This window comes from Sphingomonas sp. YR710, from assembly GCF_900101455.1.
GTDB lineage: Bacteria > Pseudomonadota > Alphaproteobacteria > Sphingomonadales > Sphingomonadaceae > Rhizorhabdus.
This window is the reverse complement of the sequence record NZ_FMZJ01000006.1, coordinates 56,132-75,928: the sequence shown is the minus strand read 5'-3', so window position 1 is coordinate 75,928 and position 19,797 is coordinate 56,132. Positions and strand designations below refer to the sequence as shown.

Annotated in this window: 19 protein-coding genes; 9 read left to right on the top strand and 10 right to left on the bottom strand. The window is 62.3% G+C overall.

The genetic code is table 11. The features are described 5' to 3' along the window. Positions 1 to 18 precede the first annotated feature (18 nt). From BLS13_RS08890 to BLS13_RS08875, 4 genes are read right to left on the bottom strand one after another with little or no spacing between them, the layout of a single operon-like run. Positions 19 to 645, bottom strand: a complete 627-nt coding sequence (locus BLS13_RS08890; RefSeq protein WP_093451467.1) for an isochorismatase family protein — start codon at positions 643 to 645, stop codon at positions 19 to 21. Then, positions 638 to 1,516, bottom strand: coding sequence for an isocitrate lyase/PEP mutase family protein (locus tag BLS13_RS08885; protein ID WP_218123256.1), 879 nt, complete (start codon positions 1,514 to 1,516; stop codon positions 638 to 640). Before BLS13_RS08885 ends, BLS13_RS08890 begins: the two co-directional genes overlap by 8 nt. After that, positions 1,513 to 2,427: a polysaccharide deacetylase family protein gene (locus BLS13_RS08880; RefSeq protein WP_093451466.1), complete on the bottom strand. Its 915-nt coding sequence runs from the start codon at positions 2,425 to 2,427 to the stop codon at positions 1,513 to 1,515. The genes BLS13_RS08885 and BLS13_RS08880 overlap by 4 nt, the downstream gene beginning before the upstream one ends. 22 nt (positions 2,428 to 2,449) lie before the next feature. Continuing rightward, positions 2,450 to 3,208: a maleate cis-trans isomerase family protein gene (locus tag BLS13_RS08875; RefSeq protein WP_093451464.1), complete on the bottom strand. Its 759-nt coding sequence runs from the start codon at positions 3,206 to 3,208 to the stop codon at positions 2,450 to 2,452. Positions 3,209 to 3,378: 170 nt separating this feature from the next. Here BLS13_RS08875 and BLS13_RS08870 point away from each other — a divergent pair, with 170 nt between their 5' ends. Further along, entirely contained in the window at positions 3,379 to 3,672 is a 294-nt protein-coding gene (locus BLS13_RS08870; RefSeq protein WP_093451463.1) for a DUF1330 domain-containing protein, read from the top strand. Between the two features lie 44 nt (positions 3,673 to 3,716). Then, positions 3,717 to 4,919, top strand: a complete 1,203-nt coding sequence (locus BLS13_RS08865; RefSeq protein ID WP_093451461.1) for an FAD-dependent oxidoreductase — start codon at positions 3,717 to 3,719, stop codon at positions 4,917 to 4,919. A 295-nt stretch (positions 4,920 to 5,214) separates the two neighbouring features. On the opposite strand, the gene BLS13_RS08860 is transcribed toward BLS13_RS08865, so the two are convergent. The 5 genes from BLS13_RS08860 to BLS13_RS08840 form a co-directional block, all read right to left on the bottom strand. After that, a complete protein-coding gene (locus BLS13_RS08860; RefSeq protein WP_093451460.1) occupies positions 5,215 to 5,988 on the bottom strand; it encodes a helix-turn-helix domain-containing protein in 774 nt (257 codons plus the stop codon). 109 nt (positions 5,989 to 6,097) lie between these two features. Further along, on the bottom strand, positions 6,098 to 7,027 hold the full coding sequence (locus tag BLS13_RS08855; RefSeq protein ID WP_371128196.1) for a polysaccharide deacetylase family protein: 930 nt from the start codon (positions 7,025 to 7,027) through the stop codon (positions 6,098 to 6,100). Next, positions 7,024 to 7,920, bottom strand: coding sequence for a polysaccharide deacetylase family protein (locus BLS13_RS08850; RefSeq protein WP_093451458.1), 897 nt, complete (start codon positions 7,918 to 7,920; stop codon positions 7,024 to 7,026). The genes BLS13_RS08855 and BLS13_RS08850 overlap by 4 nt, the downstream gene beginning before the upstream one ends. After that, a complete protein-coding gene (locus BLS13_RS08845) occupies positions 7,913 to 8,602 on the bottom strand; it encodes an isochorismatase family protein (RefSeq protein WP_176943508.1) in 690 nt (229 codons plus the stop codon). Before BLS13_RS08845 ends, BLS13_RS08850 begins: the two co-directional genes overlap by 8 nt. Positions 8,603 to 8,623: 21 nt before the next feature. Continuing rightward, positions 8,624 to 9,556, bottom strand: a complete 933-nt coding sequence (locus BLS13_RS08840) for a hydroxymethylglutaryl-CoA lyase (RefSeq protein WP_093451457.1) — start codon at positions 9,554 to 9,556, stop codon at positions 8,624 to 8,626. 85 nt (positions 9,557 to 9,641) lie between these two features. Between BLS13_RS08840 and BLS13_RS08835 the strand changes: the two genes are divergently transcribed. After that, positions 9,642 to 10,811 carry a CaiB/BaiF CoA transferase family protein gene (locus tag BLS13_RS08835; protein WP_093451455.1) on the top strand — a complete coding sequence of 390 codons (1,170 nt, stop codon included), beginning with the start codon at positions 9,642 to 9,644 and terminating at the stop codon, positions 10,809 to 10,811. Here the strand turns inward: BLS13_RS08835 and BLS13_RS08830 are convergent, their stop codons facing one another. Further along, positions 10,812 to 11,576, bottom strand: coding sequence for a GntR family transcriptional regulator (locus BLS13_RS08830; protein ID WP_143011917.1), 765 nt, complete (start codon positions 11,574 to 11,576; stop codon positions 10,812 to 10,814). Positions 11,577 to 11,688: 112 nt separating this feature from the next. Here BLS13_RS08830 and BLS13_RS08825 point away from each other — a divergent pair, with 112 nt between their 5' ends. The 6 genes from BLS13_RS08825 to BLS13_RS08800 all read left to right on the top strand — a co-directional run bounded on the left by BLS13_RS08825 (position 11,689) and on the right by BLS13_RS08800 (position 19,793). Next, entirely contained in the window at positions 11,689 to 13,077 is a 1,389-nt protein-coding gene (locus BLS13_RS08825; RefSeq protein ID WP_093451453.1) for a 3-isopropylmalate dehydratase large subunit, read from the top strand. After that, a complete protein-coding gene (gene leuD, locus BLS13_RS08820) occupies positions 13,077 to 13,670 on the top strand; it encodes a 3-isopropylmalate dehydratase small subunit (protein ID WP_093451451.1) in 594 nt (197 codons plus the stop codon). Before BLS13_RS08825 ends, leuD begins: the two co-directional genes overlap by 1 nt. A gap of 58 nt (positions 13,671 to 13,728) precedes the next feature. Beyond that, complete coding sequence (locus BLS13_RS08815; RefSeq protein ID WP_093451450.1) at positions 13,729 to 15,099, top strand: FAD-dependent oxidoreductase; 1,371 nt, start codon at positions 13,729 to 13,731, stop codon at positions 15,097 to 15,099. A 285-nt stretch (positions 15,100 to 15,384) separates the two neighbouring features. Next, the gene (locus BLS13_RS08810) at positions 15,385 to 17,736 is read left to right on the top strand and encodes a TonB-dependent receptor (RefSeq protein WP_176943507.1); all 2,352 of its coding nucleotides are present in this window, start codon (positions 15,385 to 15,387) and stop codon (positions 17,734 to 17,736) included. Positions 17,737 to 17,907: 171 nt separating this feature from the next. Then, positions 17,908 to 18,921: a DUF3089 domain-containing protein gene (locus BLS13_RS08805; RefSeq protein ID WP_093451447.1), complete on the top strand. Its 1,014-nt coding sequence runs from the start codon at positions 17,908 to 17,910 to the stop codon at positions 18,919 to 18,921. Then, positions 18,918 to 19,793 carry an alpha/beta fold hydrolase gene (locus BLS13_RS08800; protein WP_176943506.1) on the top strand — a complete coding sequence of 292 codons (876 nt, stop codon included), beginning with the start codon at positions 18,918 to 18,920 and terminating at the stop codon, positions 19,791 to 19,793. Before BLS13_RS08805 ends, BLS13_RS08800 begins: the two co-directional genes overlap by 4 nt. The last annotated feature ends 4 nt before the right edge of the window (positions 19,794 to 19,797 follow it).

Here is a 19,797-nt window from a genome sequence, read left to right as displayed (position 1 = left end):
CACTGTTGCCAGGAGCTATCAGCGGGTGCTTCGCATCAAATTGACAGCCTCGCCTTCGCTGACGACCTCCGCCATCTTTGCCGCCATATCGAACAAATTCTGCTCGTGCGGCCGTACGTCGCGGTCTCCGCAAGCTTCGCGCACGACGAATGGTGCAAAGCCATGGCACAGCGCGTCCAGCGCCGAGGCACGAACGCAACCCGATGTCGAAAAGCCGGTGATCAGCAGCGTGTCGATGCCCGCGGCGTGGAGGGTCGACGCCAGCGACGTGCCGAAGAAAGCGGATGGATATTGTTTCGATACCACAAGCTCGCCAGACAGCGGCTGGAGCGTGACCGGGAACGCGCCCTGCGGCGACCCGCGTTCGAACGCCTTCAGCGCGGGCACCTTACGGAAAAACTGGCCGCCATCGATTCCACCTGGTTCATAGACGACATTGGTGAAGATTACCGGCACGCCGGCAGCGCGGGCGGCATCGACCAGCCTTTCGTTGGATGCCAGCGCATGCTCTACGCCGGCATAAAGCGGGGAGGCCCGATCGAGGTAAGCCATTACGACATCGACGATCAGCAAGGCGGGGCGCGTACCGAAAGCCAGGCGGCCACCAAACCCAGCAGCGGCATAATCGGCGTTGAGATCAGTCATAGCCCTTGCCCTGTTCGATGAGATCGGCCGCGCCGGTGATGCGATTCATGTCGGCGAGGCTGGCGATAGCCGGGTGAAGGGCGATGGTTGAGCGTTCGGCCCGCAAATGGGCCAGCAAAGCGGGTGCGGTCGCCGAAAAACCATGAAGAAGAAGGAGCGGGTGGAGCGCGAGCGCGAAGCCCATCGCCTCCAGTTCTTCTCCGCTTTCGGTCGCGCTCACGCCACCTTCGACAAGATTATGGACAAGCGGCACCCGGCTGCCTAAGCGCGCGCCGATCGTGCGCGTGTCCTCGATCGTCTTCGGTCCTTCGATGAAGATCATGTCGGCGCCGGCTTCGAGATACGCTTCTGCCCGGTCGATCGCCGCATCGTAACCTTCGACCGATACCGCGTCCGTGCGGGCGATCACTAGCATATCGTGACGGCTATCGAGTGCGGCTTTCAGTTTGCCGACGGCTTCGGCGACCGGGATCACCGTCTTGCCCGCCATATGGCCGCAGCGTTTTGGAAAGCCCTGATCCTCGATCTGGATCGCACTGGCTCCGGCACGCTCGATCGATCGGACTGTGCGGACCATGTTGAGCGCATTGCCGAAGCCGGTGTCGCCATCAACGATCAGCGACAAGCCAACGCGATCGCGAATCATCGCGACCGTGTCGACAAGCTCGCTCATCGTCACCAGACCCATGTCGGGCCGCCCGAGCCGCGCCATCGAGAGACCTCCGCCGGTGAGGAAAGCCACCTCGAAGCCCGCCTGCTCGATCAGCAGCGCGCCCAGCCCGTCCCAGCATCCAGGCACAGAGCGGAGCGTGCGTCGCCCGTCCGGGCCCGGCGCGACAGCATCGCGCATTCGCCGGACGTGATCCGTCATCCGAGCTGGCCTGGAATATGGCTCTCATGGTTCTCGAGATACCAGTCGGCAATCTCCTCGCGCGTCGCCCACCAGACGCCGGGCAGCGACTTGGCATGCGCGATGAATTCGCGCAGCGCTCGGATGCGGTGCGCGCGGCCCGAGACGTGCGGGTGAAGGCCGACATTCATGATCCGGCCGGTCTTGCCACCTTCCTCATAGAGGACGTCGAGCTCCTCGATCAGCGCGTCGCGGAACTGATCAGTGGTGAAATTCTTGCGTGTTATAAAGGTGAAATCATTGATTTCGTTTGAATAAGGGGTCGATACGATCGGCCCGTGCGGTGTGCGCAGCAGATAGGGTTGATCGTCGTTCATTATGTCACAGTAGAAGGTGCAACCCTGCTCGGCGAGAATGTCGGCGGTTTGTAGGGTGCCGCGCAGCGACGAGGACAGCCAGCCTTTCGACTTGCGGCCGGTATATTTTTCAAATTGATCGAGCGTGCGCAGCACGATCTCGCGCTCCTTAGCCGGATCCCTGGCGAAATCGGTCAGCAGCTCGCCCTGTTCCCAATTATGGGTCAGCAATTCCCAGCCGCGGACCAGTACCGCGTCGGTCATCGCCTTGCGCCGCTCGAACGTCACCGCGTTGGTCGTGCAGCTCGCCTTGACGCCCATCTCGTCGAACAGATCGAAGAGTCGCCAGATGCCGACGCGCTGGCCATATTCGCGCCAGGTATAGTTAGGAAAATCGGGGGTATGGCCGGGGAGAATATCGGGCAGGATCGCGGGGCCGCCAGCATAATAGGGTTTGTCGGTGTCCTTCGTCAGATCCCATGTTTCCAGATTGAAGGTGAGGATCAGCGCAACGCGCGCACCGTTCGGCCAGATCAGCGGCTTGCGGGCGGGAAGCGGGACATAATCATATTCCATCATCGTCTCCGGTTAAGTCGGATCAAAATTCGGACAGAAGGCGGCCGAAGCCATCCATCTGATCGGCGATGCCCATCGTTCGCAGGGCATGCCAGTAGGTTGCGGTGTTGATTGCGATCACGGGCTTCTCCAGCCAGAATTCGGCGATCGCCGCAACCTCGGCAAACGCCAGATTGGTGCCGCATTGGATGATCGCCTCGACATCTTCGGCCACTTCGATCGCGGCACGCTTCAGCACCTGCTTGCTTTCGTGCGCAATCATCATCGGGGAGGGAGATTTGAGGCCGATGAGGTTGACAACTTCATAGCCTTGATCCTCGAAGAATTTGCGGACGTTGTTGTCACCCACCGGCATGTAAGGCGTGATGATGCCGATCTTGCGGATGGGGCCCTGGCTGCGGGCATAGGCGCGGATCGCGGCGTCCACTGCGGTTGATCCCATGATAACCGGTACGCCGCCGGTCCGCTCCAGCATTTTCTTGTGCAGCCGTTCAGCCCCCTCGGCGCCGTCCCAGAAGGTTTCGGCCGACATTCCCATGATTACGCAGCCCGGATCCATCGACATCGAGATGTCGACGGCACCGAACGTCGCGTCGCGGATCGATTGCAGCATCACCATGAAGCTATCGTCGTCAGTGACTTTCGTATCCGGGATGGCGATGCGCGAGAAATGGTTGGTCACGCCGCGCGGGCGCATATCGTCATATTCAGGCTGGACGCTTGTATTGGTGGATGGCGCGACCACGGCGAACTTCATCCTGTGCCCGAGTGAATCCACCATTTTATAAAGTCCTTTGATTGAACTGAAGTGGGGCGTTTCTAGCCTCCTCACCGGGCGCCGACAGCGGCCAAGGCCGGTTTTATCGACAGGTGGACATTTTCACCAACAGGCGACGCATGGCGGCTGGCGGGCGGTAGGTTGGTTTCGAACAGGGACCAGGGGACGCCTTTATGCCAGCCTATATCGTCGCGACGGTAAGGATTACCGATCCGGATCGCTTCGCTCTTTATTCCATGGGAATTGCCGGTCTCAGCGAGCGGTTCGGCGGCGAAGCGGTTGTCCGCGGCGCCGTGACCGAAGTCTTCGAAGGCGCCGGTGTGATCGGCGAGCGCGTGGTCGTAAGTCGATATCCTGATGCGGAGGCCGCGCGCGCCTATCTGTCATCGCCCGAATATCTGGCCGCTGTCGAGCACCGCATCGGCGCCGCGGAGGTCATCATGCGGCTGATCGATCTGCCGGCCTGACTACCGCCAGTGCCGATTCACATTCATTTTTTTCGAGAGCCGAAATGACAATCAGAACACGCGTGCTCGTTGCAGGGGCCGGCCCGGTGGGTGCGGTCGCGGCCTATCGGCTGGCCGAAATGGGCATCGACACGATCCTGTTGGAAGCAGCCCCGGACTGCCCCGAGGACATGCGTGCCTCGACCTTCCATCCACCGTCTCTGGAGATGATGGAGCAGCTCGGCATTGCCGAAGCGCTGATCGCCGACGGACTGAAGGCGCCCCTTTATCAATATCGCAATCGCCGCAGCGGCAGTATCATCGAACTGGATCTTGGCGAGATCGCCGACGTCACCAACCATCCATATCGGCTGCAGTGCGAACAATATAAGCTGGCCCGCATGCTAGCGACAAAGCTGGACTCGCATCCGCACGGCCAGTTGGTCTTCAACCGCCGGGTGTTGAGTTACGAGCAGGATGGCGACGGCGTCACCGTCAATGTCGAAGGACCGATTGCGATCGAGACATATCGCGCCGATTATCTGATTGCGGCCGACGGCGCCAATTCGACGGTCCGCAAATGGACCGGGGTGGAGTTCGAAGGTTTCACCTGGCCTGAGCGGTTTCTGACCCTGTCGACGGCTTATCCGGTCGAGGAGCATTTCACGCGGCTCGCGCAGGTGAACTATATCGCCGATGCCGAGGAATGGTGCGTTCTGCTTCGCGTACCAACCCTGTGGCGTGTGCTGGTGCCGACTCCCGAAAATGAGCCGGACGAGCGGCTGCTATCGGACGCGTATAAGGACCGCGTCTTTTCGGGGCTTCTGGGGGTGCAGGAGGAATTGCGGACCTATCACCGCACGCTGTACCGCGTACACCAGCGCGTCGCGAAGAGCTTCCACCACGGCCGCGTGCTGCTGGCGGGCGATTCGGCCCATCTCAACAATCCGCTGGGCGGATTCGGGATGAATTCGGGCATCCACGATGCCTGGAACCTCACGGAAAAGTTGCGCGAGATCCTGCTGGACGGTGGCGACGCCGAAGCCCTGCTCGCGCGCTATGATCGTCAGCGGCGAACCGTTGCGAGCGAGTTTGTCCAAGCGCAGACGATTCAGAACAAGCAGGCTATGGAGGGCGGATCGAGCGACGGCAAATCGGATCAGGAGCGCCGCATGGATGCGTTGGTGGCCGATCCTGTGTTGCGTCGCAACTATATGCTGCGGCAGGCGATGTTCACGAGCCTGGAGCGCGAGGCGGAGATCGACTGAGGCAGGCGACGTCCTCGACCGGGGGGGGTACGGCTCTAGCGGCAATGCTGCGTGGACAGTCGTAGATCGCCGTTGAACGTGGTGTGGTGTCCGCGCGATCCGCGGCCGGCCAGCTTGGTCAAGCATTTTGCGGCGATGAAGTAGATCGAGGCCGACCTTGCCCGTCGGAAACCCCAGCCGAAGCCTGCCGCGAAAAGGCTGTGTTGCGCTGGATCGAAGCGGAGATCATTCGCCGGGAGCGTCGGACCAAGGTCGAGCTTCTCCTCCTCGCGGGCATTCGAAGGCCGGAGCCTACTTAAATATCCTCCTGGATCGCCAGTGCAGTATCGCGCAGCGGCCCTGAAAATTGCGCAACCGCATCGGCCATCTTCGTCGACGATGAGAAGAAGGCCAAGGTCAGCGTGCCTGCTACACCCTTGTCCTTGGCGAAGATGGGCACCGCGATCGACGATGTCTTGCCGGGATTGTGCGTGAATCGGTTGTAGCCGCGCGTCGCATAGCCGTCGGCCAGGATCTCGTCGACCAGTGCGCCATTTTCCAGCAGGTCGATTACATGCATGTTAGCACGTTTCGGCAGCAGCTTGAGTGCGTTCAGTAGGGCAGCCCGTTCGTCGGCCGGTATGTTGGACAGATAGACGAGCCCGGCGGCACATTCGAGCACTGGCAAGGTATAGCCCGGATAATAGTTGTTGAAGGTCAATGCGGTCAGCGCGTGGGTGGAATCGCGGATGATCATCGAATGGCCGACATGCGTTGCCAGCGAGATGGGCCAGCCGACCCGTCGGGTGAGATCGACGATATGGGGCCGCGCCGCCACCACCAGATGGGAGTCGCCGTGAAAACCATGAGCCAACGTCTGCACCAGGGCGGTCGGGCGATAGCGCTTCCGCGCCGGCTCGCGTTCGATGATGCCCTCGTGCAGCAATGTCTGCACGATGCGGCAGGCGGTAGGATAAGGCACTTCGGATGAGCGCGCGATCTCCATCATCGACAGCGATGAGCCGCGGTTGATCGCCTGCAGGACAGCTAGGCCCCGGGTGAGCGAACGGATCGGTACTCCCTTTTCCATGACGGATGCTCGCTCCAGAATCATCGCCGTACCTCCTCTATATCCCGAATTGACCACCAAGCGATCAGAATGGGATGGAGGACAGCGTCAATTCATACGTAAGACCATCTCAGGACTTTGATTTATCCACTGTGCGGATAATATCGCGGGCCGGTGCGAGCCAGGCACCGGGCTGGGCCGTCAACCAACCGAGCAATTCTTCGAAAGCGCCGATCCGATAGGGCAGCCCCAGGATATAGGGCGTGATATGGAGCGGCAGCATGCGGCCGCCATGTGTTTCCGTTTCGGTTGTCAGCCAGTTATAGGCGTCGCGGATCTGCGTCGCGTAGCTTTCGGCGGACTGCTGCTGCACCGTGATGATCTGCCGGTCCGACAATTCGTGATTGAGAGGCAGGTTGAGGATGGGGCCGGCGGCCGTGCGCATCGCGTAAGGCAGGTCGTCATTCACCCAGTCGAGCATATAGGCGACCCCCGCCTCGGCAAGCAGACGCGGCGTGTTCCAGCTTTGCGAGCGGGCGATCGAGAGCCAACCCGTCGGGCGTGTGCCGGAGACGCGCTCCAGCGCGTCGAGCGAGGCAGCGATAAGCGCGGCTTCCTCGGCCGGATCGAGCCCGGTTGCGATCGTGCCGTTCATATCGGTGGAATGGGCGACGATTTCATGCCCCGCGTCGACGATATCGGCGATAATCGAGGGATAGCGATCCGCGATCGCCGCATTAGCGGCAACCGCCACCCGCGCGCCGACCTTCGCGAAGGCGTCGAGCAACCGATAGAAGCCAACGCGTGTGCCATATTCGCGCGACGTATAGTGGCGATAGTCCGGATAGGCGGTCTGCATATGGCCGGGCGCGCGGAACGGTTTGTCCGTAGGGACGATCGGGAACCATTCGAGGCTGACGACGATGGGCACCGCGACGGTCTTGCCATCCGGCCAGATCATGGACTCGCGATCGAACAGGTTCGACCAGTCGTACAGATCGTGGTCCATGCCGCGTGCGCGGCGCGGATATGCAAGATAGGCAGGATCGAGCGCCATCATGCAGTCTCCCGATCATAATGATTGGCCAGATAATGATCGGCGATATCGCCGCTGCGCGTGATCCAGGCACGGCCATCGGCGGCGATGTGGCGCAGCACTTCCTCGAACGGGCCGATCCGGTGCGGCTGGCCGATCAAATAGCTGTGAAGCGGGATGCACATCACTGTGCCCGATGCCTCACCTTCGGCAGCGAGCCTTTCATATTGGCGGATCAACGTCTCGGCATATTCGCGTGGTGACATGTTATACACGAAGAAGCCGTAATGATCGTTGACCTCGAGGCTGTACGGCATCGAGATCAGCCGGCCGTTTGCGACGTTCACGGGCCCTGGTTGATCGTCATGATAGAGATCGCAGGTGTAGTTCAACCCATATTCGGCGATCAGATCGAGTGTGCGCGGGGTGTGGGTAAGCGCAGGAGCGAGCCAGCCCTTGATTGTCTGGCCGGTCGCCGCCCGCACGGTGCGGATCGAATCCTCGATGATCGCGCGCTCCTGTGCCTCGTCCATGCCGTAGCTGTAGCGGGTGTTGTAGATGCCATGGCTGAAGAATTCCCAGCCGCGCAGATTGGCATCCTCGACGACCTCGGGAATGTGATCGCACAGGGCCACCGACAGGCTTACCGATCCGGGGAAGCCATGCTTGCTCATCACGTCGGCCATTCGCCAATGGCCGACGCGATTGGCGTAGTCGCGATGGGCGTAGCCGACGACATCGGGATGCGGCCTGTTCCAACTCTTGCGGTGTGGATTGGCCGCCGGATCGATCTCATAATATTCGAGGTTCGGCGACACCCATACCGCGACCGTCTTGTTGCCGGGCCAGGCGATTTTCGCCCGGTCGCGATAGGGGGTGAACTTATAAAGGCCAGGATCGGCGGAGCCTTCAAGCATTATAGGTCTCCAGCCAGTCGACTACCGCCTGCACCGGTTCGACATCGGCATATTTCAGCTGGAGATCGGTCAGGTTCGCGAAATGGAAGCTTTCATGCTTGTCTGCGCAGGTTTCGATCGGGACGATCGTGCGATAGCCGCGGCTGAGCGCCTCGACTGCGGTCGCCCGCACGCAGCCAGATGTGGAACCGCCGGTAATCACCAAAGTGTCGATCCTGTGCCAGACAAGCAGGCTCTGGAGTGGCGTCTCGAAGAAGGCTGACGGCATGCGCTTGTCGTAGATCACGTCGATAGACGGATCGATTTCGCAGCGCTCGTCGAAATCGTGGCGGCGCGAACCATATTTGATATTTTGCAGGCTGTCCGGCGTGTTGGTGCGCGTACCCCAGACGCCGGCATCGGCGGCATTGCCCAAATAAGCGACATGGGTCCAGATCACCGGCATGCCTTTACGCCGCGCGAGATGCGAGATGCGGTTCACATGCTCGATCTGGCGTGGATCCGTCTCATAAGCGGTCTTGAACTCGTCGATCCTAGTATAGGCATTTTGGAAATCGACGTTGACGATGGCGAGCTTGGTACCGAAGCCGAACTTGCTGCGGGCGGGGTTCGCCATCACCTCTTCGAAAATCTGCCTGGCGGTTTTGCCGTCCGAAACCATCTTCGTGCCGACGATCGTCATCGTGTGCGAACTCCTTATACATCAGGCGGCCGCGGCAACCGATCGGAAGCCCCGCGGCAACCCCGCATCGGGCAGAAAGCCGTATAACGGTTCGCCGGGCAGTGATTCAGCCAATATTGTCCGCACAGCGATCAGTTTCTGCAGGTCGATGCCGGTATCGATCCCCATCGCGTCGAGCATGAACGCCAGATCTTCGGTGACGATATTGCCCGTTGCGCCCGGCGCGAACGGGCAGCCGCCGAGCCCGCCGAGCGAGGAATCGAAGGTCGTGAGCCCTGCGTCGAGCCCGGCGAGCACATTGGCGAGCCCGAGACCGCGCGTATTGTGGAGGTGGATGCCGGTCAGCCGGTCGTCGCCGACGACGCCTCGAACGAGCTTTACCAGCCGATGGACGGCGGCTGGATCGGCATAGCCGGTCGTATCCGACAGGCCAATCTCATCGCATCCCGCCGCAGCCAGTTCGCCGGCGAGCCGGGCGATCAGCGCGTCGGGGATCGCGCCCTCGAGCGTGCAACCGAATACCGTCGAGAGGCTACCCTCGAAATGCGGGCGCTGTTGCCGGGGCAAAGCCGCAATCGTTGTCGCGATGGCGCGCGCCTCGGCGATCATCTGCGCATGCGTCCGGCGCAGATTGGCGAGGCTGTGGGTTTCCGATACCGACAGCGGCAGTGTGATCTTGTCCGCGCCTGCCGCGATCGCCGCCTCAGCGCCGCGCGCATTGGGCACCAGCACGGCGACGGTGAGTCCAGGGATAGTCCTGGCGAAAGCGACGACCTCGGCGGTGTCCGCCAGTTGGGGGAGATGCTTGGCGGGAACGAAGCTGCCTACCTCGATCTCGCGGACGCCCGCAGCGGCTTCGGCGGCGATCCAGGCTTTCTTGGCCGCCAGCGGCATGATCGCGGTGATACTCTGCAGGCCATCGCGGGGCCCCACTTCGCTGATTAGGACGTCCATCTCGATCTCCGACTTGGCTTTATTGTTATAAATGTATATCAATTAAATTACGCCTGTCGAGACGGGGCATGAAGGGGATCGATAGATGAGTGACGACATGCAGCCGTTGGCCGGCATAAAGGTGATCGAGTTCACCCATATGGTGATGGGGCCATCGATCGGTGTTATCCTGGCCGATCTGGGTGCCGATGTGATCAAGGTGGAGCCCGTCGGTGGCGATCAGACGCGCAAGCTGCTGGGGTCCGGCGCGGGTTATTTTCCGATGTTCAACCGCAACAAGCGCAGCATCTGCCTCGACCTGAAGAGCGTTTCGGGACTCGAAGTCGCGCAGCGCCTGTGTGCCCGCGCCGATATCGTGATTGAGAATTTCCGCCCCGGAACGCTAGATCGGCTCGGTCTCGGTTATGCAGCGCTTAGCAAAATCAATCCGGGCCTGATCCATTGCGCGGCCAAGGGCTTCCTCAAGGGGCCTTATGAGAATCGCACAGCTTTGGATGAGGTCACCCAGATGATGGGGGGGCTGGCCTATATGACTGGTCCGCCCGGTCGGCCGCTGCGCGCGGGATCGTCGGTAATCGACATCACCGGTGGCATGTTCGGGGTAATCGGCATCCTTGCCGCGCTCGAACGCCGTCATCGCACAGGCACGGGCGGTGAAGTGAAATGCGCGCTGTACGAGACGACGGCCTTCCTGGTCGGCCAGCATATGGCGCAGATGGCGGTGACTGGTAAGGCCGCGCAGCCGATGCCGGTTCGGATCTCGGCCTGGGCGATCTACGACGTGTTCGAGACAAAGGCCGCGAATGAACAACTGTTCGTCGGCGTCGTCAGCGATGGCCAGTGGGTGACTTTTTGCCGTGCCTTCGGGCTCGACGATCTCGGCAACGATCGGGCTTTCGCGCTCAACAATCAGAGGGTGCTGGCGCGCGATGTGATCCTGCCGCGGGTGCAGGCTCTGTTCGCGGGGATGGACCGTAGCGATCTGGTTGCGAAGCTGGAGACGATCGGCCTGCCGTTCGCGCCGATCGTGCGCCCCGACGAGCTGTTCGACGATGTCCACCTGAACCAGGGGGGCGGTCTGATGGACGTCACCATTCCTGGCGGTGCCGCAACCCGCTTGCCAGGCCTGCCGATCGAATTTGACGGAGCGCGCGCACCGCTGCGCCACGATATCCCGGAGGCGGGTGCCGATGGTGACGCGATCCTGAGCGAGCTCGGCTATAGCGCCGATGAGATCGCGGCGATGGCGGCCTGATCAGACGCCGGTGGCGGAATGTGGCCCACCCTGCAGATCGAGCACCAGCCGGTAGCGGTCGCCGCGATAGCGCGCGATCGTGAACAGGAGGGGCGTGCCGCCGCGATTGTGGACGACACGCTCGATTTGGATAATCGGCGCGCGCGGGTCGGTTTCGAGCAGGGCTGCGAGCGAGGGATCGGCGGCGATCGCCGATATCGTCTGGGTGCCGCCGCCGATCGTATGGCCGGCGGCGCGAACGATTTCGAGCAGGGGCGCTGCCGTCAACCGTTCGCGGGTCAGCGCTCCCGCGAAATGCGCAGGGACATAGCTTTCGACCGCGCCGAGCGGCGTCTGGTTAAGATAGCGGATGCGCAGCGCGCGCACCGTGGTCGCGCCTTCTGCCAGACCGAGCTGGGCCGCGACCGCTGCATCGGCCGGCTGCTCGTCCAGCGAAATCACTCTCACCTGCGTATCGCGGCCAAAGGCGATAAGCGATTCGATTGCCTGGTCGATATTCGCCTCGATCGGTGTGGCAGGCGCCTTGAAGATCACGCGGGTGCCGACGCGCCGACGCCGCTCGACCAGCGCATGTGCTGCGAGTTCGTCGAGTGCGCGTCGGGCGGTGATACGCGAGACGCCATAGTGTGCGATCAACTCGTGCTCAGTGGGCACGGCCGCGCCGAACGGCCGGCGGCCGGACAATATTTCGTCGCGCAGCCCGAGGAAGATTTGATGATAGAGCGGGATCGCGTCGTCCCGGCCAATGCCCGCTTGTGTCGCCATGGGCCATTCGTGCCCGATTCCCGCCTCTCCGCCAAGCGGATGATTTGATACATATGCATAGCAAATAAGACGGCCGGCAGTGAGATGCGGCAAATGGACAAGGGTGACGACCGTGGGACGCACGATTTTTGAGAAGATATGGGATCGGCATCTCGTCGCCGATCTCGGCGGCGGCACTGGCCTCGTCCTGATTGATCGGGTGCTGCTGCACGAACGCACCGGGGGCGTCGCGCTCGAAAGCCTTGCCGCAGCGGGCCGGGCGGTGAACGCGCCCACACAGGCGTTCGCGACGATGGATCATATCGTCGATACGTTACCTGGCCGTACCGATCGCACGATCATGCCGACCGGAACCGCATTCATCACCGCGACACGCCAGGCGGCGAAGGCGGCCGGCATCACTCTGTTCGACCTGGGAGACGCCCGGCAGGGGATCGTCCATGTGATCTCGCCCGAACAGGGTATCGTGCTGCCGGGCCTCACCCTCGTCTGTCCTGACAGCCACACCTGTTCGCAAGGGGCGCTAGGGGCGCTCGCCTGGGGTATCGGATCGACCGAGGCCGAACATGCGCTGGCCACATCCACCCTGCGCGTGATGCGGCCGAAGATGATGCGTGTGACGGTGAACGGGCAGCTCGCGCATGGTGCCACTCCGAAGGATCTTGCACTGCACCTGCTCGCCCGCTTCGGATCGGCGGGAGCCAAGGGCCATATTGTCGAATATGCGGGTGAAGCGGTGCGTGCGCTGGATGTCGAGGGGCGGCTGACTCTCTGCAACATGGCGACCGAATTTTCGGCCTTCTCGGCGATCGTCGCGCCCGACGAGACGGTGTTCGACTATCTAAGGGGCCGCCCTTTTGCCCCTGCGGGCGATGCTTGGGATTGTGCGGTGGTCGAATGGCGGCTGTTGGCGAGCGACGAGGATGCGGCATTCGACGCCGAGCTGGCGATTGATGCGGGAGATGTCCGGCCCATGGTCACATGGGGCACCAGTCCGCAGCAAGCGGTGCCGCTGATGGGCCAGGTGCCGCCCGGAACATCCGAGGCCGATGCGCGTGCGCTCGAGTATATGGGGCTGCATGCCGGTGCCCGCACGCTGGGGCAACCGATCGATGCCGCCTTCATCGGATCGTGCACCAACGGCCGGCTGTCCGATCTGCGCCGCGCTGCGGCGATCCTGCGCGGGCGCCATGTCGCCCCGCATGTCCGGGCGATCTGCGTCCCCGGATCGACGAGTGTCCGCGCTGCCGCCGAAGCCGAGGGCCTGCACAGGGTGTTTCTTGATGCCGGCTTCGAGTGGCGCGAGGCGGGCTGTTCGATGTGTTTCTTTGCCGGGGGCGAAAGTTTCGGCTCGCAGGAACGGGTGATCACCTCGACCAACCGCAATTTCGAGAGCCGGCAGGGGCCGGGCACGCGCTCGCATCTCGCTTCGCCCGAGACGGTCGCGGCATCGGCCGTCGCCGGGTGTATCGCCGATCCGACCGTGCTGGAGAGTTTGTGATGGAACAATTCACGACTCTGACGTCGGTTGCCGTCCCGCTGATCCGCGACAATATCGATACCGATGCGATCATCCCATCGCGTGAGATGACGTCGGTTTCCAAGACCGGGCTGGCCGACGGCCTATTCGCTGGATGGCGCTACACCATGATCGGCGGGCGCGATCCCGACCCCGATTTCGTGTTGAACCAGCCGGCTTATGCAAACGCGCGGATCTTGCTGGGGGGAGCCAATTTCGGGTGCGGATCGAGCCGCGAACATGCTGCGTGGGCGCTGGCCGAATACGGGATCAGGGCGATCGTAGCGCCCTCGTTCAACCCGATTTTTCGTGGCAATTGCGTGCGCAACGGCATCTTGCCGATCGCGATCGATCCGGTGCCGCTAGCGGCCGCCGCGCAACCGTTGACCATCATGCTGAAGGATCAGGTTGTCGTCGACGTGGCGGGTGCGGTCTGGTCGTTCGAGATCGACGAGGAGGCGAAGGCGATGCTGGGCGGCGGGCTCGATGGGATCGATCTGACCCTGCTGCGCCGGGATGCGATCGAGGCATTTCGCGACGCCGATCGCGTGGCGCGGCCGTGGGCATATTTGTGAAACCGTTTTTGTTGTTCCCCGACACGGGAAGATCTGAAACTTTCAAAAGGACAGGCCGATGACCGACACTCCCCACATTGCCGTCGTGATCGTCGGCGCCGGCGGCACCGGCCTGTGCGCCGCTTTGGCAGCGGCCGACGCTGGTGCGGAAGTGCTCGTGATCGAACGGGATCCAACGCCCCTGGGCAGCACTGCCATGTCGACCGGGCTCATCCCCGCCGCCGGCACACCCGAGCAAGCTGCGGCCGGGATCGAGGATAGCCCCGCGCGATTCGCGGCCGATATCCTTGGAAAAACCAAGGGTGCTACCGATGCCGCGATCGCGTTGCGCCTGGCCGAGGAATCGGCAGAGACGATCGCGTGGCTGCGCGACACGCATCATGTCCCACTCGCGCTCGTCGATGGCTTTCTCTATCCTGGGCACAGCGTGCGGAGGATGTACGGCACGCCGAACCGCACCGGCGGCGAACTGATGGCCGCGCTGGAAGAGGCGGCGGCCAAGGCCGGTGTGATGATCCTAACCGACGCCGCGGTCGTGGACGTCATCGCCGAGGGCGATCGCGTGAAGGGTGTCATGCTGCGGCGGCCGGATGGGGCGATTGAGACGATCGGCTGCGATGCCCTGATCCTTGCCTGCTCGGGATTCGGCGGGAATGCCGATCTTGTCGCGCGCTGGATCCCCGACATGATCGGGGCGGTCTATCACGGCCATCCTGGGAACAAGGGCGACGCGGTGCGCTGGGGCGAGGCTTTGGGTGGGGCGGTCGCGGATATGTCTGGCTATCAGGGCCATGGTGGGCTCGCGGCGGGGCACGGCATCCCGATCCTCTGGCCGGTCATCATGGAAGGAGGCTTCCAGGTGAACAGCGACGGCCGTCGTTTCTCGAACGAGGCGACCGGCTATTCGGAGCAGGCCACCAGGGTGAATGCGCAGGCGGGCCATGTCGCCTGGTCGATTTTCGACGAGAGGCTCCACCGCCTGATGCTCGATTTCGACGATTATCGCGATGCTCTGCGCGCCGGTGCGGTGATCGAGGCGGAATCGGTCGCTGACCTGGCCGAGGCTGCAAGGCTCCCGGCGGATGCGCTGGTCGAAACCGTGGCGCAGGTGGCTGACTATGTGGCTGGGGCCGCCGATCCGTTTGGTCGCGACTTCACGGGAAAAGCGCCTCTGGCCGGTCCCTTTTTTGCGGTGAAGGTGACGGGTGCTCTGTTTCACACGCAGGGCGGTCTCGTGGTCGATAGCGATGGCCGTGTGTTGACCGTCGATGGCGCGCGCTTGCCGAATCTGTTTGCCGGCGGCGGCGCGGCGCGCGGCATTTCGGGCCCGGGGGCCGACGGCTACATGGCGGGCAACGGGTTGCTGACCGCGACCACCTTCGGAAAGCTCGCGGGCCGTGCGGCAGCGGCGCAGACGCTGCCCAGCTGATTCTCCGCGGATAACGATGTCCCCCCCCGGTTTGCTCCAGGGTCATCTATGATCTATTCCAGTACGTTAACAGATGTGGCGTCATGCTGTCGGCATGGCGCCGCTGCGTTTTCGGGTGATTTCACGATGATCTGTGTCAGCCGAAAATACTCGACTGGTGGACAAATTCGATGTGCGACTCGATCCGCTCAGCCTTCCATAAGATTGTTTCAGGGCAAGGTCGCTGGCCCGAAAGCGATAAAGATCGCCGGCGGATGGCCAGACCAATCAAGGGGGTATTCGACGATGCGCACCTGCCAGTCCAATTTTTACACCGTTCCGTCCATGCTCGCCCTCGGCACCGCATTGCTCATGATGGCCACACCCGCTGCCGCACAGGTCGATGCGACGGCCGCTACGCCGGCTGACGCTGCCGACGCCAGTGATGCTGGCGCGGGTGATATCGTGGTGACCGCCCGCAAGCGGGGCGAGAATATCATCGCCGTTCCGCTGTCGATCACCGCCATCGGTGGTGACACGCTGAAATCGCGCAACATTACCGACCTCAACAGCCTCAACGGCAATGTCCCCGGCCTGCGCTATCAGAATTCGGGAGCCAATCGGAACGATCGAGGCTTTGTCAATTTCACGATCCGCGGGATGTCCGTCCCGGTTACCGTCTTCATCGACGGCGTAGCGATCCCGACCGGATCGATCCCAGGCCTGAACAATATTGAACGCGTCGAAGTCGTTAACGGCCCGCAGAGCGCCTATTTCGGACGCGCGACCTTTGCCGGTGCGATCAACTTCATTACCAAGACGCCGTCGCTCACCGATTATTCGGTGGAGGGCCAGGCCTCATATACGAGCCGCGACAAGGCTGAGATCAGCGCCTCGGTCGAGGGGCCGCTGATCCAGGACAAGCTCGCAATCCGCGTTTCGGGCCGCTATTATGACAAGAAGGGCGAATATAAGAACTTCAACGGCACCGGACGGCTTGGAGACGAGCAAACCAAGTCGATTTCGGCTTCGTTTCTCGCCACGCCCACCGAGACGCTAAAGATCCGCGGTTATTTTGCTGCCTGGAAGGACAGCGACGGACCTTCGGCACAGGCCGCGCTCACCGAGGCGGACTATAACTGCAATCTTGGCGGCTCGGGCCGTGCGGTGAACGGCCTCAACTATCGTTGCGGCGAGATCTCCAGCGTTCCCGCCAATCGTCTGTCGCAGAATAACACGCCGCCGCTGGCTGCTCTGCTGCTCGCGCAGGGTCAAAGCGCCGTCTCACAGGATTTGATCGACCATCTGGGCCTTGAGCGGCGCGCCTATCAGGCCAATCTGCTCGCCGATCTTCAGCTGGGCGACTTCACGCTGTCGAGCGCGTTGGGCAAGAGCCACAATCAGTGGGGCGCGATCACGGACACCTATAATCGTGGTAATGACGGCACCGGCTATTCGTCGACCGTATTCATTCCGAACAACGACAAGAGCACGTCCGCCGAGTTGCGGCTCGCTTCGTCCAAGATGAGCGGCTTCAGCTTCCTTGTCGGGGCCAACTATCTCAAGCTGAGCAACACGTTCGTCGGCCGCGCCTATCGTCCAACGTCGAGCACCACGATCTCCGAACTCAGCCGCCTGACGGTGGGTGCGTCGCGCACGATCGGTATCTTCGGTTCGCTGAACTATGATATCGTATCGGGGCTCTCGATAAGTGCCGAAGGCCGTTATCAATGGGATCAGGTGAAGCAGGACATCGACTTCTCGAACACCCATCTGGAAAACACGTTCAAGTCGTTTACGCCGCGCGTGATCCTGAACTATGAAGTCCGCAAGAATTTGAACGTTTATGTATCCTATTCTGAGGGCCGGCGTCCGGGTACCTTTAACGGTGGCCTGACGACACTGACCGACTTCCAGCGCCAGCAGGTGCTTGCCCAGTTCGCGGTGCCGGTGAACGTGCCGGAAGAGAAGCTCACCAACTGGGAAGCGGGCGTCAAAGGCCAGTTCCTCGATCGGCACCTGACCGTTCTCGCGTCGACCTATTACGGCAAATGGCGCGGCCGGCAGATCAGCCAGAATATCGCCTATAGGCCGACGGCAGCAAGCACGACGACCCAGACCAACACCTTCCTGCTGCCGAGCGGCAAAACCGACCTGTGGGGCATCGAACTGCAGGCGACCGGCAAGATCACCGACGAGCTGACGGTCGATGGCACCTTCGATTGGGCGGCGACGAAGATCAAGTTCACGAGCTGTACCGAATGTCTCGCTATCAACGGCGTATTGAATCCGGTCGGCAATCGCATGGAACGTTATCCAGCCTATACGGCCAGCCTGAACGTCAGCTATGAAAAGCCGATTAACGACAAGTGGACCGGCTATGTCCACGGTCAATATGTCTATACGGGCAAGATGTACGAGACCGCGGCCAATGTCGCCTGGACGGCGCCGGCCAATGTCGTCCATGGCGCGATCGGCGCGCATAATGATGTCTATTCGATCGAACTTTTCGCCCGCAACCTGTTCGACGACAAGACTCCGACAAACATCCTGCGCAATGCCAACCCGAACAGCAGCGCGGCGCAGGGCCTGAGCCTGATAGTCCTCGCGCCGCCGGAGCGGCGGGCCGTGGGTGTCCGCGTCGGCTTCAAATACTGATCGAGTTACCAACCCCCGTACCGCAAGGTGCGGGGGTTCTTCTTTCAGGAGCGCGATGATCAAGTCGCGTCCAACCGTTCCCCGCTTTCTCCACATCGATCGTCGGAGCCGCAAATTCGGTCCGGACCATCCCTTCGGGGCCAATCCCGTCTTTCGCACTGGAATGCCGCGATGATCCTGCCGTTGATCGCCGTGCTATCGGCTGCTGTCGCCCCGGCAACGGCTGCGCCCGACTATGATAATTCCGCATCCTGGGTGCCCGGCCGGATGATGCGGGCGGCTGCACCCGGCACGTTGCCCGTCGCGCGGTATCCGAAGGTGGATGTCTTCTATGTCCACCCGACCACCTTCCGCGACGCGCGCTGGAACGCCGATCTGACTGAAGAGTCACGTGCTGATGGTCCGAATGTCCCGCTGATGGCGCGACAGGCGGGCGTCTTCAACGCTTGCTGCCGCGTGTTAGCGCCCTGGTTCCGCCAGGCATCGTTCCGTGCTTTTGCCGATCGCAACACCGGCGGCGAGGATGCGTATGATCTGGCTTATGGCGACGTATTGCGCGCGTTTGATCATTATATAGCGCATGACAATCATGGACGGCCGTTCATGCTCGTGGGTCACAGTCAGGGGGCGCTGCATGTCCTGCGCTTGTTGCGCGAACGCATCGATGGCATGCCGGCTGCCGCGCATATGGTCGCCGCTTATGCGATCGGACTTGGCATATCCGAAGGCGACTTCGGTACGACCTATAAGCATCTTCAGCCGTGCCGCGGTTCGATCGAGACCGGATGCGTTATCAGCTGGGCGAGTTTCCTCGAGGGATCGGAAACCGCCAGCTATATTGCGCGCAACGAGGCCAAATATCGCAAGGTGCACGACGGTGGCGATCCGAAGCTGCTGTGCGTCAATCCGCTGACCTTCGATGCCACACAGCCGTCGGCGGGGAAGGACTTGAATCCCGGCACCTTGCCTATTGGAGCCGGCCTGACGCCCCCGGTCGTAGCCGGCGCCGTTGGCGCGCGATGCGAGAATGGGGTGTTGTTGGTGACGCCACCGCCTGCTGCGCTTGGGCTCGATCCGATTCCGGGCGGCGGCAATATGCACTATCACGATATTGCCCTCTTCTACGCAGCGATTCGCACCAATGCTGTCGCTCGGGCAGACGCCTTCCTGAAAGGACATCGATGACGACCGCCACCCGTCGAGAGACGATCGGACTGTTTGCCAGTATGACGGCGCTGGCGACGGTGCCGGCCCGCGCCGCCACGGCGGATGCGCCATGGACCGGGGGAGGGCAGGTTGCGGTCGGTGGCGGTTCGATCAACTATGCGACCCTGGGGGCGGGCGCGCCGCTGGTACTGCTGCCCAAGCTTGGTGGCTGGATCGCCGACTGGCGCGCGATCGCGCCTCTGCTTGCGCCGGGCCGACGGCTGATCGCGATTGATCCGCCCGGCCATGGCGAGTCCCGCATGAACGGCCCCGCGCCGCATGTGATGACTGTGCCAGAGGCCGCGGCGATGATCCTCGCTGCGCTCGACGCGATCGGCGTCGGCCGCTGCGACTTTCTCGGCAACAGCTATGGCGGCGTGATCTCGCTTTTGATCGCGGCGACCTATCCCGGGCGGATCCGCAAGCTCGCGTTGATCAGCACGGCGATGGGCAAAGCCATGCACCGCGCCGATCTTGACCGTCAGGATGCCGAGCGCGCGGCTGCCGGCGTCGGGCTGATCCGTTCGTCGGCCGAGCAGCAGGCGCGCTTTGGGACTGTCGATCCGCGTATCTCGACCGAACAGGCGGCCAGCAACGCGCGTGCCGGTGACTGGAAGCTGGCGAGTGAGCGGGGCGTTGGGTTGTTGGGCGCGGCAGATTATCTGCCCAGGATCGAGGCGCCCACTTTGGTGGTAAGTGCTGATCGCGGCGCTTATCTGCGCTTCAACGCGGTGGCGCAAGCAAAGATCAGGGATGTGCGGGTGGTGACGGTGCCGGGATCGGGATCGTTCGTCCATCAGGAAAAGCCGGTGGAGGCGGCAGCGCTGATCGGGCCGTTTCTGGGGGCCTGATGCC

Bases quoted from the DNA above. Each gene is read 5' to 3' on its own strand.
- BLS13_RS08855 (WP_371128196.1), bottom strand. From the start codon at position 7,027: ATGATGGCGCTCGATCCTGCCTATCTTGCATATCCGCGCCGCGCACGC.
- BLS13_RS08865 (WP_093451461.1), top strand. From the start codon at position 3,717: ATGACAATCAGAACACGCGTGCTCGTTGCAGGGGCCGGCCCGGTGGGT.
- BLS13_RS08890 (WP_093451467.1), bottom strand. From the start codon at position 645: ATGACTGATCTCAACGCCGATTATGCCGCTGCTGGGTTTGGTGGCCGC.
- BLS13_RS08885 (WP_218123256.1), bottom strand. From the start codon at position 1,516: ATGACGGATCACGTCCGGCGAATGCGCGATGCTGTCGCGCCGGGCCCG.
- BLS13_RS08875 (WP_093451464.1), bottom strand. From the start codon at position 3,208: ATGGTGGATTCACTCGGGCACAGGATGAAGTTCGCCGTGGTCGCGCCA.
- BLS13_RS08870 (WP_093451463.1), top strand. From the start codon at position 3,379: ATGCCAGCCTATATCGTCGCGACGGTAAGGATTACCGATCCGGATCGC.
- leuD (WP_093451451.1), top strand. From the start codon at position 13,077: ATGGAACAATTCACGACTCTGACGTCGGTTGCCGTCCCGCTGATCCGC.
- BLS13_RS08830 (WP_143011917.1), bottom strand. From the start codon at position 11,576: ATGGCGACACAAGCGGGCATTGGCCGGGACGACGCGATCCCGCTCTAT.
- BLS13_RS08815 (WP_093451450.1), top strand. From the start codon at position 13,729: ATGACCGACACTCCCCACATTGCCGTCGTGATCGTCGGCGCCGGCGGC.
- BLS13_RS08835 (WP_093451455.1), top strand. From the start codon at position 9,642: ATGAGTGACGACATGCAGCCGTTGGCCGGCATAAAGGTGATCGAGTTC.
- BLS13_RS08880 (WP_093451466.1), bottom strand. From the start codon at position 2,427: ATGGAATATGATTATGTCCCGCTTCCCGCCCGCAAGCCGCTGATCTGG.
- BLS13_RS08860 (WP_093451460.1), bottom strand. From the start codon at position 5,988: ATGGAAAAGGGAGTACCGATCCGTTCGCTCACCCGGGGCCTAGCTGTC.
- BLS13_RS08840 (WP_093451457.1), bottom strand. From the start codon at position 9,556: ATGGACGTCCTAATCAGCGAAGTGGGGCCCCGCGATGGCCTGCAGAGT.
- BLS13_RS08810 (WP_176943507.1), top strand. From the start codon at position 15,385: ATGCGCACCTGCCAGTCCAATTTTTACACCGTTCCGTCCATGCTCGCC.
- BLS13_RS08805 (WP_093451447.1), top strand. From the start codon at position 17,908: ATGATCCTGCCGTTGATCGCCGTGCTATCGGCTGCTGTCGCCCCGGCA.
- BLS13_RS08800 (WP_176943506.1), top strand. From the start codon at position 18,918: ATGACGACCGCCACCCGTCGAGAGACGATCGGACTGTTTGCCAGTATG.
- BLS13_RS08850 (WP_093451458.1), bottom strand. From the start codon at position 7,920: ATGCTTGAAGGCTCCGCCGATCCTGGCCTTTATAAGTTCACCCCCTAT.
- BLS13_RS08845 (WP_176943508.1), bottom strand. From the start codon at position 8,602: ATGACGATCGTCGGCACGAAGATGGTTTCGGACGGCAAAACCGCCAGG.